General features: G+C 40.7%; 9 protein-coding genes. 7 read left to right on the forward strand and 2 right to left on the reverse strand.

The genetic code is table 11. The annotated features are described in order from the left end of the window. Nucleotides 1-183 precede the first annotated feature (183 nt). From pgdA to Q4A91_RS01500, 7 genes are all read left to right on the forward strand, one after another. Entirely contained in the window at nt 184-1,575 is a 1,392-nt protein-coding gene (gene pgdA, locus Q4A91_RS01470; RefSeq protein ID WP_303204278.1) for a peptidoglycan-N-acetylglucosamine deacetylase PgdA, read from the forward strand. A gap of 81 nt (nt 1,576-1,656) precedes the next feature. Further along, complete coding sequence (locus tag Q4A91_RS01475; RefSeq protein ID WP_303204279.1) at nt 1,657-2,499, forward strand: aldo/keto reductase; 843 nt, start codon at nt 1,657-1,659, stop codon at nt 2,497-2,499. A gap of 289 nt (nt 2,500-2,788) precedes the next feature. Next, the gene (locus tag Q4A91_RS01480; RefSeq protein WP_303204280.1) at nt 2,789-7,300 is read left to right on the forward strand and encodes a S8 family serine peptidase; all 4,512 of its coding nucleotides are present in this window, start codon (nt 2,789-2,791) and stop codon (nt 7,298-7,300) included. A gap of 316 nt (nt 7,301-7,616) precedes the next feature. Then, nucleotides 7,617-7,988 carry a GFA family protein gene (locus Q4A91_RS01485; RefSeq protein ID WP_000912017.1) on the forward strand — a complete coding sequence of 124 codons (372 nt, stop codon included), beginning with the start codon at nt 7,617-7,619 and terminating at the stop codon, nt 7,986-7,988. Between the two features lie 208 nt (nt 7,989-8,196). Next, a complete protein-coding gene (gene glyQ / locus Q4A91_RS01490) occupies nt 8,197-9,114 on the forward strand; it encodes a glycine--tRNA ligase subunit alpha (protein WP_000038733.1) in 918 nt (305 codons plus the stop codon). A 260-nt stretch (nt 9,115-9,374) separates the two neighbouring features. Continuing rightward, nucleotides 9,375-11,411, forward strand: coding sequence for a glycine--tRNA ligase subunit beta (gene glyS / locus Q4A91_RS01495; protein WP_303204281.1), 2,037 nt, complete (start codon nt 9,375-9,377; stop codon nt 11,409-11,411). Between the two features lie 41 nt (nt 11,412-11,452). Continuing rightward, a complete protein-coding gene (locus tag Q4A91_RS01500) occupies nt 11,453-11,710 on the forward strand; it encodes a DUF896 family protein (protein WP_000371290.1) in 258 nt (85 codons plus the stop codon). 82 nt (nt 11,711-11,792) lie between these two features. Here Q4A91_RS01500 and Q4A91_RS01505 read toward each other — a convergent pair whose 3' ends face one another. Next, nucleotides 11,793-13,037, reverse strand: coding sequence for an NAD(P)H-dependent oxidoreductase (locus Q4A91_RS01505; RefSeq protein ID WP_303204282.1), 1,245 nt, complete (start codon nt 13,035-13,037; stop codon nt 11,793-11,795). A gap of 17 nt (nt 13,038-13,054) precedes the next feature. Further along, the gene (locus tag Q4A91_RS01510) at nt 13,055-13,660 is read right to left on the reverse strand and encodes an NADPH-dependent FMN reductase (protein ID WP_303204283.1); all 606 of its coding nucleotides are present in this window, start codon (nt 13,658-13,660) and stop codon (nt 13,055-13,057) included. Nucleotides 13,661-13,666 lie beyond the last annotated feature (6 nt).

The following is a 13,666-nucleotide window of genomic DNA, read 5'->3' on the forward strand; positions in this document are numbered from 1 at the left end:
AAAACTTTAAATAGCGTATCTATATCGCTTTGAATACCACAAAAGAGAAGACGAAGTTCGTCTCCTCTCGTGCTTAGTTATAGGTCACCCACTACAGTTGACATAGAGCCTTATTTTCCTAAAAAGAAGGCAGAATCCCTGTTTATCATTGAAATAATAGCCTCGATTTGATATGATGGAAATATGAAAAAAAATAGAGCGAAACGTGTTTCTCACGATAAAACGAGAAGGCTATTGCTTTCCCTTGTTGGAATCTTTGGAATTGCTACGATTCTATTAGGGAGTGCTATTGGTTATAAGCTACTACAAAAACAATCTTACGAACAAAAAATTGAAGCGCTAAAAAGCGAAAAGGACCAGCAATTCAACTCAGGTAGTCAGAAGGACCATTTCCGAAAAGGTCAAGCTGAGGTGATTGCCTACTATCCTCTACAAGGAGAGGAAGTCATTGCGTCTGTTAGAGAAAAAATCAACCAGGATATCAAAGAAAAGCTGGAAGATAAAGAGGATTTGGTCTTTTATTATACCGAGCAGTTGGATCCTGTCTTAAAGGGAGTTGTTGCTCGTAATATCAGCAAGCAAGTCTACGATTTGTCTGCATCAAAGGTTGAAGAAAAAGAAAAGACTTCTTTAGGGAAAATTTTCTTGACAGAAGATGGGAAAGCTTTTGACCTCAGTAAACTCTTCAAAGATGCAAGCAAGGCTAAGGAACTCTTACTGAGTCAAATCAAATCAACTCTAGAAGATAAGAAACTTGACCAGGCAAAAATTGATCAAGTTATAAAGAGCTTCACAGACCAAGAATTGACATCTTGGAGCTTTGATTATAAGGATAGTCAAATCATCCTTTATCCTGCTAATGCTGGAGAGACTGTTGAGGAAATTGCTTTGCCCATATCCAGTTTCTTTGATGTCATTGAGTCTTCTTATCTATTAGAAAAGGATGCTGAACTTTACCAAGCATACTTTGCTAAGAAAAATAAAAAGGTTGTATCCTTGACCTTTGATGATGGTCCAAATCCTAGTACAACTACGCAGGCTTTGGATACTTTAGCTAAATATGGTGTAAAAGCAACCTTCTTTGTACTTGGTAAAAACATAGCAGGTAATGAAAATCTTCTAAAACGAATGAAATCAGAAGGTCATGTTGTAGGAAACCACAGCTGGAGTCATCCCGTTCTTTCACAACTTTCGCTCGAAGATGCTAAAAAGCAAATCACTGATACAGAAGATTTGTTAACTCAAGTTTTAGGATCAAGCTCTAAACTGATGCGTCCACCTTATGGTGCTATCACTGATGATATTCGAAACGGCCTTGATTTAAGCTTCATCATGTGGGATGTGGATAGTTTGGACTGGAAGAGTAAAAATGAGACAGCCATTTTGACAGAGATTCAACGTCAGGTTCGCAATGGTTCGATCATCCTCATGCATGATATCCATGGTCCTTCTGTTAATTCTCTACCAAGTGTTATTGAGTATTTAAAGGGTGAAGGGTATACATTTGTGACCGTTCCTGAATTGCTCAATTCTCGCTTAAAAGCTCACGAGATCTATTATGATCGTGATCAATAATTGTTAAAATCTAAAGGAGCAAGTGTTCTGATAACCAGGATTTTGTTTCTTTAGATTTTCTTGACATAGAAAGGAAAAACGATGAAATCTTACACCCTTAATAATGGAGTTTCAATTCCTGTACTAGGATTTGGAACATGGAAAGCTGAAAATGGAGAAGTAGCCTACCAAGCCGTTTTAGAAGCCTTAAAGGCTGGTTATCGTCATATCGATACTGCAGCTATCTATAAAAATGAGGAAAGTGTTGGTCGTGCTATTCGAGATAGCGGTATTCCAAGACAAGAAATCTTTGTAACGACCAAACTCTGGAATACCAATCACAGCTATGATGAAGCACGCCAAGCATTTGAAGAATCAATGGAAAAACTGGGATTGGATTATCTAGATTTGTACCTTATCCATTGGCCAAATCCAAAACCTTTAAGAGAAAATAACGAATGGAAAACTCGTAATGCTGAAGTCTGGAGAGCGATGGAGGACCTATACCAAGAAGGCAAAATCCGCGCTATCGGCGTTAGTAACTTCCTCCCCCATCATTTGGATGCCTTGCTTGAGACAGCAAGAATCATCCCGGCGGTTAATCAGGTGCGCTTGGCACCAGGAGTTTATCAAGAGGAAGTGGTTGACTACTGTAAAGAGAAAGGAATCCTCTTAGAGGCTTGGGGGCCATTTGGGCAAGGAGAGTTGTTTGAACAGAAAGAAGTCCAAGAAATTGCTGCTAAGCATGGGAAATCAGTGGCTCAAATCGCCTTGGCTTGGAGTTTGGCAGAAGGTTTCTTACCTCTACCTAAGTCCGTAACAGCCTCTCGCATCCAGAGCAATCTCGACTGTTTTGGGATTGAACTCAGCAATGACGAGCGAGAAGTCTTAAAGACAATTTCAGTGACTTCGGGCTCACCTCGTGTGGATGAGATGGATTTTTAGTTTGTAAAACCTATTTATACCGAAATAACAAAGACTAGGAATTTTAAATCCTAGTCTTTTTGTGTATAAAAAATCTAAATTGTTTGTATAATAAAATAATTTTATGGATTGAAATATAGGAACGAATTTAGAAAATATTGGTTTGACAGAGCAAATAACACGAATGATAAAATTAAATAAGCAAAATATATACGTAAATATTACATTTTTGTGACAATTCAGATTTTTATGAAAATTTATGATTATTTGCGTTATAATAGGTATACTTTAAAGAAAAAGGAGATTATTTATGAATAGACGACAACGTTTTTCATTAAGGAAATACAAATTTGGCCTTGCTTCAGTTTTATTGGGAACTGCTTTGGTTTTTGGAGCAAGTCAAGTCAGTGCCAATGAGCAGAGTACAGGTGAAAATCAAGCTCAAACTCAGGAAATTAAGACAGAGCTAAAAGACGATAAACACTCAAACTCTGCGACTGACCAAACCAATACTAATGGGATTGCACCAGTAGTTGGAGAGAAACAAGAAGTTGAAACTTCTAAAGAGGATGCTAGTAAACAAGATGCTAAGGTAGATGCTCCGGTTGATAAAACTGCTGAAGCCCAAGAATCAGGAAAAGATAGCGCAGTTGCAAAAGAAGAAAATCAAGGTGTCGTCCAAAAAGAAACAACAGTCGATACTAGTACAGCGCCTGCTACTGAGAAGGTTTCTGAGTTGGAGAAAAAAGAGACTCAAGCAACGACAGCTCCTAAAACTACTGGAGAAACGGCAACTACTGAAAAAGAACAAGAAAAAGCTGAGTCTGCAAAACCCAATAGTCTTTCAAGTAATGATATCATCACAGTACCAAAAACTTGGAAGGGTGGTTACAAGGGAACAGGGACCGTTGTTGCCATTATTGACTCTGGACTTGATTTGAATCATGAGGTACTTCGAATTTCGAATCCGTCAAAAGCAAAATTTAAAAACAAGGAAGCCATCGAAGCAGCTAAAAAGGCTGCTGGAATCGACTACGGTAAATGGTATAGTGATAAGGTTGTCTATGCCTATGACTACTTTGACGGAACAGATAAGATCAAAGAAGCAGAAAGAACTTCTCATGGGATGCACGTAACAGGGATTGCAGCTGGAAACCCTGATAAAGAAGCACCAAATGGTGAAAAGGTCTATGGTGTGGCGCCAGAAGCTCAAGTCATGTTTATGCGTGTCTTTTCAGATCGCCAAAAAACGACCAGTTCTGCCCTTTATGTAAAGGCGATTGATGACGCAGTTGCCTTGGGAGCAGATGCTATTAATATGAGTTTGGGATCTAGCACTGGTTCTATGGTCGATGCTGGTTCTGATATTGTGGATGCCATCAAACGGGCTCGTGCCAAGGGAGTTTCTGTTCTTATCTCAGCAGGAAATAGTAATACATTCGGAAATGGTTATTCAAAACCACTAGCTGAAAACCCAGACTATGGCTTGATTGGAAATCCATCCACTGTTGAGGATTCGATTTCAGTTGCTTCTGTCAACAATAAAACATTGACAACAGCCGTTTTTGAAGTTAAAGGTCTAGAGGGAAATGCCGGCCTTCATAACGGAAAATTTGATTATAATCAACCTGAAGCAGATAAGGACTTTGAAAAAGGAAAAGAGTACGAATACGTCGAAGCAGGGTTAGGTCGTGAAGAAGACTTTGCGAAGTTGGATTTAACTGGGAAACTTGCCCTCATTCAGCGTGGAGCCATGAACTTTTCAGAGAAGATCAAAAATGCACGAAAACACGGTGCAGTTGGTGCTTTGATCTACAATAATGTAGAGGGCGCAAACATCAATATGGCTATTGATGATGAAGCAAAGAAAATTCCTTCTGTATTTATTTCTAAACAGTATGGTGAAGCCTTAAAATCAGGAAACTACAAGATTGTTTTTAATGACAAGATGGATAATCGACCATCCGATGTAGCCAATCAGCTATCTGACTTTTCAAGTTGGGGAGTGACTACTGATGGACAATTGAAACCAGACGTGACAGCTCCTGGCGGCAATATTTACTCATCCTTTAATGACAATACCTACGGTAGTATCAGCGGAACCAGTATGGCGGCTCCTCACGTTACGGGTGTTGCAGTTCTGGTTAAGGAATACCTTCAAAAACACCATCCAGAATTGACTCCTGAGCAAGTATCAGAGACTGTCAAGGTCTTGATCATGTCAACTGCAAAACCACATGTTAATAAGGACACAGGCACTTATACCTCTCCTCGTCAGCAAGGTTCTGGTATTGTGGATACAGCTGCTGCAGTGTCAACAGACCTCTATGTAACGGGTGAAAATGGTTATCCAAGCGTGACTTTAGGAAATGTTGGAGATCAATTTACTTTCAAGGTCACTGTACACAATATTTCAGATACTGACCGTACTCTCAAGATGGTAGTGAATACCAATACAGACGAGGTCCAAGATGGAAAATTTACCCTTCGACCTCGAAAATTAACAGAGACAGTCTGGCCTGAAGTGACGGTCAAAGCCCACAGCAGTCAAACAGTCACTGTTAAAGTAGATGCTCGAAAATTTGCTGCTGAACTCAGCAAACAAATGCCAAATGGCTATTTCCTTGAAGGGTTTGTTCGCTTTGTAGATCCAGCAGATGATGGGGATATTGTGAGTCTTGCATTTATGGGCTTCCGAGGAGAGTTCCAAAATCTCCCCGCTGTCGAAAAACCAATTTACAACCTTGTTCGAGAAGGGAAAAATGGATTTTACACGGAAGTAGACAAAGAAAATCCTGCCGTTAACTACACTAATGATGCCACCTATCTCGCAACCTTGCAAAATGACCTTCTAGTGTCTAAAGGTCAACGCCAAGGACGCCGAATTACCGTTCTTGGAATCGAACAAAATGCTGAAGGTAAGCATGTTCTTCAGTTAGACGAAAAAGGGAATGTCCGTATTGCCATTTCTCCAAATGATGATGGAAACAAAGACCTGGTTGAATACAAAACGGTTGCTTTGAGAAATCTTGTAAATCTTCGGGCAACAGTTTTTGCGGCTACAGATACCAAGCATGAACATACTATTTGGGAGGGCGATGCAAAGGATCTGCGTAAGAATTATTTTGATGGAGACAGTAGAAATCTGAAAAGTTATATTCTAGATAATACCGCTTGGAGAGGTCAGGATTTTGATGGCAATACTGTTGCAGATGGTTTATATGACTATGTTATCAGTTATACACCAGACGTTCCAGGAGCTAAAGAACAATACACGACCTTTAAGATTCAAATTGATACTCAAAAACCTGTCATCACAAGTGGTTATATTCGCTTTAAAGATGGGAACCAAGAATTCGTAGCTCGCAAACCAAAAGATGTGGGTCAAGGCGGTATCCTTTCAGAAAAAGTCTTCTACCTCACACCATTTGACCAGAAAGGGACCATGGTTCTAACTGGGAAAGACCAGTCTGGAACGCGTGCGCTTGAGAACACCCATCTAATCAAGGCCAATGCTGACGGTAGTTATACACTTCCTAAGGATGTTGACAAGGCTAATATTTACTATCTTGTAGAGGACTATGCAGGAAATGTAGACTATATCTCACTTGCTGAACTTGTTCGCGATCAAAATAGTGGTCGAGTGAAAATTGACTTAAAGGATGCGAAAACAAACCAAGATATTGATACCCTCTATGTCTATCGAATCAAAAATAGCAAGGGACAATATGTTGATGTTGACAAGACAAAAGCGATTCATTTCTTACAGTTTGGTCATTATACAGCAGAAATTTTCAGTTATGACCGAACAGAATTAAAATTTATCAGTGCCTTGTCCCAAGAGTTTGACTTGACGGAAGAAAATAGTTTCCAAACCATTACCTTCCTAGCAAATCTCCTAGAATATGCACCTGTGTCTGTTTCCTTCAATCAAGCAGTTCCAAAGACGACTACAGTGGTTCTGAAAGGAGAAGATGGGACAAGTATCACTCTTCCTGCTGAAAAATACGGTCAATACGCCTTTGGTAAGAAAGTTGCTACAGGTCGTTATACTGTACAAGTCACCTTGCCAACTGGATATGAACTCCTTGAAGATCTCGTTTCCTTGCTCGTTCAGCCAGGTCGAAATAATGCTTTGCGTCTATCTGTTGTGTCTAAGTTGGCCTTGATTGCTGCGGTAAATCAACAAAAAGAACTGGTAGAAACGTCTCGTTACTTTAATAGTAGTGCAGATAAGAGAAAAACTTATGATCAAGCTTTCCAAGTGGCGCAGTCAGCCTTGTCAAGCAAGTTGAAACAAGAATTGATTGATGGCGTTCTCGCTAGTCTTGAAGCTGCTGGTAAAGCTTTGGATGGAAAAGATTCGAACGTTACAGCCTTGAAAGAAGCTATGAAAGCTTACTATGCAACGACTAAAACTGGACGATATGCTAATGTCAAGGAAAAAGTACGTCGAGCTTATGATCGTGCCTTCCAAGAAATCGCCTTACTAGCTGTGGATCCTAAAGTTAAACAGGATCAAATTGACCAATCTCTCATTGCCCTAGCAACAGCTAAAAGCAAACTAAATGGCAAAGCTACTGACTTCTCTAGTCTGAAGAAACTGGTCAAAGATGAACGCCTTTTCCAAGAAAAGAACGCGAGATTTATCTATGCAGACAAGAAAGAAAAAGCAGCTTATCTTCTAGTCTTTAAAGAAGCACAGGAACTCCTTAAAGATCCAGGAGCGAGCCAAGAAGATGTCAAAGATGCCATTACAGCATTGAAACAAGCCAAGAGAAATCTACATGGCAAAAAACCAAAAGCGAAAAGACATCCTTAAACAGGACTTTCTGAAGCTTTACTATTAAATGAGTCTGGAACTTTGTTTTCAGACTCATTTTTGGTTTACACTAGCTAGAAAATCTGCTATAATACTAGCTAGGAAAGAAAGTCTTATGGCGTTCTTCAGCGAGCTTGGGGTAGTGGGAGCCAAGTAGAACAAGGTAAGAAACTGGCGCTTTCTGTCGTATTTTTAAAAACAATGAAGTAATAAATTAGGGTGGAACCGCGTTTCAGACGCCCCTAGTCGCAAGGCTTGGGTGTTGAAATTCGGTTCTTTTTGAATTTCGTCTAATGCCTAAGTAGAAAGGAGCATAATGCTTAAAGGATCTTGTTTATGCAAAGCGGTGACCTACACTTTAGATGAGGAATTGTCGGAATTAGTTTTTTGCCACTGCTCATTCTGTCGGAAAGCAACTGCGTCTGCCTATACAGTGAATGCCAAAGTTAGCAGTAAAAATCTAGTATTGCATGGAAAAGAACAGTTGGTTACCTATAGTTCATCTCCAGGAAAACAACGCTATTACTGTCAGAACTGTCATAGTCAAATTTTCACTGCTCAAGAAAATATACCAGAAGTCTGTGCTTTGAAACTAGGTACAATAGACGAATGCGATCAGAATTTACAAACGGTTCCCAAACGTCATATTTTTCAGGACCCAGCTTTTTCTTGGTTGCTTGATGAATAAAGCTAAAAAGATAATATAAATTAAAGGAGTAAACAATGTCTAAGAAATTAACATTTCACTGCGTCAGTGGCAGAGACCTCCTTACAGTCGGATTGCCCCACGCTCAGCACTAGAGTGCTGAGCTAGACGCAGTACTAACTCGTCTTGCCTCGTATAATCGACGAGGCAGACTCGTGTCGCAAGTATTTTATAGAAAAAGGAGTAAATAATGTCTAAAAAATTGACTTTCCAGGAAATCATCCTTACTTTACAACAATTTTGGAATGACCAAGGTTGTATGCTCATGCAGGCTTATGATAATGAGAAAGGTGCGGGGACAATGAGCCCTTACACTTTCCTTCGTGCTATTGGGCCTGAGCCATGGAATGCGGCTTATGTAGAGCCATCACGTCGTCCTGCTGACGGTCGTTACGGAGAAAACCCTAACCGTCTCTACCAACACCACCAATTCCAAGTGGTTATGAAGCCATCTCCATCAAATATCCAGGAACTTTATCTTGAGTCTTTGGAAAAATTGGGAATCAATCCATTGGAACATGATATCCGCTTCGTTGAGGACAACTGGGAAAATCCTTCGACTGGTTCAGCTGGTCTCGGTTGGGAAGTGTGGCTTGATGGTATGGAAATCACTCAGTTCACTTATTTCCAACAAGTTGGTGGATTGGCAACAGGTCCTGTGACTGCGGAAGTTACCTATGGTTTGGAACGTTTAGCTTCTTACATTCAAGAAGTGGACTCTGTCTATGATATCGAGTGGGCTGATGGTGTAAAATACGGAGAAATCTTTATTCAACCTGAGTACGAGCATTCGAAATACTCATTTGAAATTTCGGACCAAGAGATGTTGCTGGAAAACTTTGATAAGTTTGAAAAGGAAGCTGGTCGTGCCTTGGAAGAGGGCTTGGTTCACCCTGCTTATGATTATGTTCTCAAATGTTCACACACCTTTAATCTGCTTGATGCGCGTGGTGCCGTTTCCGTAACGGAACGCGCAGGCTATATCGCTCGTATCCGTAACCTGGCCCGTGTCGTAGCCAAAACCTTTGTCGCAGAACGCAAACGCCTAGGTTACCCACTTTTGGATGAAGCAACACGAGCTAAACTCCTAGCAGAAGACGCAGAATAGTAAGTAATACTGTGCTCTAAAATCGTTAAAGGCAAGTCGAAGACTTGCTAGAGGGATATGCACCGCCGTACTGTTATGTGGGGATTTTTGAAACCTTGGGTTCAAAAATCAGTCAGCTAAATCCACTTTGATGAGACTGTTGGAAATCTTAGTTTATTTGGTATAAGATTTCCTTACAGACTCACAAAAGTTAGTTAGCGACGTCCCCAGTACCTAAGGTGCATATCAAAAAAGATTGAAGAAAATGTAAAGGAAAAAACATGACAAAAAACTTATTAGTAGAACTCGGTCTTGAAGAGTTACCAGCCTACGTAGTAACTCCAAGCGAAAAACAACTAGGTGAAAAAATGGCAGCCTTCCTCAAGGAAAACCGCCTGTCTTTTGAAGCCATTCAAACCTTCTCAACACCACGTCGTTTGGCTGTTCGTGTGACTGGTCTTGCAGACAAACAGTCTGATTTGACAGAAGATTTCAAGGGCCCAGCAAAGAAAATCGCCTTGGATAGTGATGGAAACTTCACCAAAGCAGCTCAAGGATTTGTCCGTGGAAAAGGCTTGACAGTTGAAGATATTGAATTCCGTGAAATCAAAGGTGAAGAATATGTCTATGTTACCAAGGAAGAAGTGGGGCAACCAGTTGAAGCCATTGTTCCAGGTGTAGTAGACGTCTTGAAGTCACTGACTTTCCCTGTCAGCATGCACTGGGCTAACAACACTTTTGAATACATCCGCCCTGTACACACTTTAACTGTTCTTTTAGATGAAGAAGAGTTTGACTTGGATTTTCTTGATATTAAGGGAGGTCGTGTAAGTCGTGGCCATCGTTTCTTGGGACAAGAAACCAAGATTCAGTCAGCATTGAGCTATGAAGAAGACCTTCGTAAGCAGTTTGTAATCGCGGATCCTCGTGAACGAGAGCAAATGATTGTTGACCAAATCAAGGCAATCGAAGCTGAGCATGGTGTACGTATCGAAATTGATGCTGATTTGCTTAATGAAGTCTTGAACTTGGTTGAATACCCAACTGCCTTCATGGGAAGTTTTGATGCCAAATATCTTGACGTTCCAGAAGAAGTTTTGGTGACTTCGATGAAGGAACACCAACGTTACTTCGTTGTTCGTGATCAAGACGGTAAACTCTTGCCAAACTTCATTTCAGTCCGTAACGGAAACGCAGAGCATTTGGAAAATGTCATCAAAGGAAATGAAAAAGTCTTGGTGGCCCGCTTGGAGGACGGTGAATTCTTCTGGCGTGAAGACCAAAAATTGGTTATTTCTGACCTTGTTGAAAAATTGAACCATGTGACCTTCCACGAAAAGATTGGTTCTCTTCGTGAACACATGATTCGTACTGGTCAGATTGCTATTCTCTTGGCAGAAAAAGCTGGCTTGTCAGTGGATGAAACAGTTGACCTTGCTCGTGTAGCAGCCATTTACAAGTTTGACTTGTTGACTGGTATGGTTGGTGAGTTTGATGAGCTCCAAGGAATTATGGGTGAGAAATATGCCCTCCTTGCTGGGGAAACTCCATCAGTTGCGGCTGCTATTCGTGAACACTACATGCCTACATCAGCCGAAGGAGAACTTCCAGAGAGTAAGGTAGGAGCCATTCTAGCCATTGCAGACAAATTGGATACGATTTTGAGTTTCTTCTCAGTAGGTTTGATTCCATCAGGTTCTAACGACCCTTATGCCCTTCGTCGTGCGACGCAAGGTGTGGTTCGTATCTTGGATGCTTTTGGTTGGCACATTGCTATGGATGAGCTGATCGATAGCCTTTATGCTTTGAAATTCGACAGCTTGACTTATGAAAATAAAGCAGAGGTCATGGACTTTATCAAGGCTCGTGTTGATAAGATGATGGGTTCTACTCCAAAAGATATCAAGGAAGCAGTTCTCGCAGGTTCAAACTTTGTTGTGGCGGATATGCTGGAAGCAGCAAGTGCTCTTGTAGAAGCAAGTAAGAAAGAAGACTTCAAATCATCTGTCGAATCCCTCTCACGTGCTTTCAACTTGGCTGAAAAAGCCGAAGGAACTGATGCTATTGATCCTGCTCTCTTTGAGAATGAAGAAGAGAAAGCCTTGGCAGAAGCAGTAGAATCACTCGTTTTGTCAGGAACTGCAAGCCAGCAATTAGAACAACTCTTTGTGCTTAGCCCAGTTATTGATGCTTTCTTTGAAAATACCATGGTAATGGCTGAAGATCAGACTGTTCGACAAAATCGTTTGGCAATCTTGTCGCAATTAACCAAGAAAGCAGCTAAACTTGCACGTTTCAACCAAATTAATACTAAATAAACTCAGTCAAACGGACTGTATCTTATCACAAAGGAGAAGAAATGGATCCGAAAAAAATCGCTCGTATCAACGAGCTTGCCAAAAAGAAAAAAACAGAAGGCTTAACTTCTGCTGAAAAAGTGGAACAAGCTAAACTTCGTGAGGAGTACATCGAAGGCTATCGTCGTTCTGTTCGCCACCACATTGAAGGAATCAAAATTGTGGACGAGGAAGGCAATGACGTCACACCAGAAAAACTACGTCAAGTACAACGTGAAAAAGGTTTGCATGGCCGTAGTATAGATGATCCTAACTCATAAAATGTAAGGGGTTGTAGATGATTTACATTCCCCTTTTCTTTTGCAATAAAAAAGAAGGAGCCAAATGGCTCCTTTTGGTTTCTTAGTTGCTTGCGCCAGATGTAGCGTCTGCGTCACCACCGTGGCCTCCAGCATCCCCTGAATCAGAAGCGCCAGAAGTAGCATCAGCATCTCCATGACCTCCAGCTGTAGGAGCAAATGGTCCGCTACCACCTACCAAACGTTGACCAGTCTCTTTTAGGTACCAGTCAAGCCATGGTTGGAAGTTAAAGACGATTTCATTGATACCAGCGTATGATCCATCAGGATAGTACATTGCTTGGTAGTTGTGAGTGTTGATGACACCTGCAGGAGAACCTGGAACGATCGTACGAACGTATTCTTGGTTTCCGTTGCGAAGTGTTCCGATAACCCACTCTACGTTCTTCATACGTGCTGGTGGAAGAGAACCATGAACAGTCGACATACGGCTACCTGATTGAGGTGGTACACGTTTAGCAAACATGGTGTCTGGATCTTGGTGAGCGTTGTTGTAGTAGAGGAATTGGTTGTTGTCGTCAGCGTATGTCAATTCAAATGGCATAGCTTTCAAGAACATATCAATTTGGTTAACTGTCAGGATACCGTGGTCCAATTTGACATAGGTATCACCAGAAACAGCGCCAGTGATTGCTGCAACTTTTTCTACCCATTCTGGATCGTCAGGATCAACTTCAGTAATGGTTGTAGCAATTGGTTTTCCACAATCCAAGTCTTCTGGTTCGATTGGTTTTGGTTTTTTCAATTTAGAAACGACTCCTACGTATTTCACAAAGTTATCTAAGCAATTTTCAAGAAATTTAATAGTCCCTTCGTTGGTGATGTTTCCGTCGTTATCAAATGCTTCTTTTGCTTTACCAAGAAGGAATTCGTTACCTGGAAAGGTATAGGCATTAACACCTGGAGCTTCAAGGATATTACGAAGGTGAACTTGGGCACGTGATGTCCCTTGATCATAGTATGATGCACCAACTATCATAACAGGCTTGTTTTCAAATGGATGGACTTCGTATGAAAGCCACTCAAGTACAGATTTGAGTGAAGCTGATATAGTATGGTTGTGTTCAGGTGTGGCGATAATGACACCATCAGCACGTGTGATCTTGTTATACAAGAAGCGTAATTGGAAACTGTCGTCCCATTTTTCGTCTTGGTTAAACATTGGAACTTCGTCGATTTCAAGAACTTCTAATTCAAATTTAAATTTGAAATTACGACGAATAAATTCCAAAAGTTTGCGGTTATATGATTGATCATAGTTTGATCCAACAAGTCCAACAAATTTCATTATTTCGGTCTCCTATCTTACAAATTTTCCCAGTCGAATTCTTCAGCATCTTTGCGAAGCAATTCTTGTGCATTTCGCAATTTTTCAGTAATTTTCACAAAGATTCGGAAGTCATCAAAGATGGCATCCAATTTTTTGATAACATCAAGGTCAACTAAGTCGCCACTAGGATTAAATGCTTGAAGTGAGTGTGAGAGTAAGAACTCATCTGGGAGAACATTTGCCTTGATTTCAGGAGCGTTCAAGATTTGACGAAGTTGCAATTGGGCACGAGATGAACCAAGTGTGCCGTATGAAGCACCAGTGATCATAATTGGTTTGTTCAAAAGTGGGTAAATACCGTAAGATAGCCAAGCAAGAGCACTCATCAAAACTGCAGGGATAGAGTGGTCGTACTCAGGAGTACCGATAATTACACCGTCAGATGCTTCAATTATAGCAGCAATTTCAAGAATTTCAGCTGGAAGTTGCTTATCTGCTGGTTTGTTGAAAACAGGGATGTCCTTAATTTCAACAACTTCAATTTCAGCTTTATCCACAAAATGTTTTTGCATGTATTGGAGTAATTGGCGATTTGTAGAACGTTTAGAGTTCGTTCCAACAATGGCAATAAGTTTTAGCATGAGATT

This window comes from Streptococcus sp. (genome assembly GCF_030528045.1).
In the GTDB taxonomy this organism is placed as follows: Bacteria; Bacillota; Bacilli; order Lactobacillales; family Streptococcaceae; genus Streptococcus.

Bases quoted from the DNA above. Each gene is read 5' to 3' on its own strand.
- Q4A91_RS01500 (WP_000371290.1), top strand. From the start codon at position 11,453: ATGGATCCGAAAAAAATCGCTCGTATCAACGAGCTTGCCAAAAAGAAA.
- Q4A91_RS01510 (WP_303204283.1), bottom strand. From the start codon at position 13,660: ATGCTAAAACTTATTGCCATTGTTGGAACGAACTCTAAACGTTCTACA.
- glyQ (WP_000038733.1), top strand. From the start codon at position 8,197: ATGTCTAAAAAATTGACTTTCCAGGAAATCATCCTTACTTTACAACAA.
- Q4A91_RS01475 (WP_303204279.1), top strand. From the start codon at position 1,657: ATGAAATCTTACACCCTTAATAATGGAGTTTCAATTCCTGTACTAGGA.
- Q4A91_RS01505 (WP_303204282.1), bottom strand. From the start codon at position 13,037: ATGAAATTTGTTGGACTTGTTGGATCAAACTATGATCAATCATATAAC.
- Q4A91_RS01485 (WP_000912017.1), top strand. From the start codon at position 7,617: ATGCTTAAAGGATCTTGTTTATGCAAAGCGGTGACCTACACTTTAGAT.
- pgdA (WP_303204278.1), top strand. From the start codon at position 184: ATGAAAAAAAATAGAGCGAAACGTGTTTCTCACGATAAAACGAGAAGG.
- Q4A91_RS01480 (WP_303204280.1), top strand. From the start codon at position 2,789: ATGAATAGACGACAACGTTTTTCATTAAGGAAATACAAATTTGGCCTT.
- glyS (WP_303204281.1), top strand. From the start codon at position 9,375: ATGACAAAAAACTTATTAGTAGAACTCGGTCTTGAAGAGTTACCAGCC.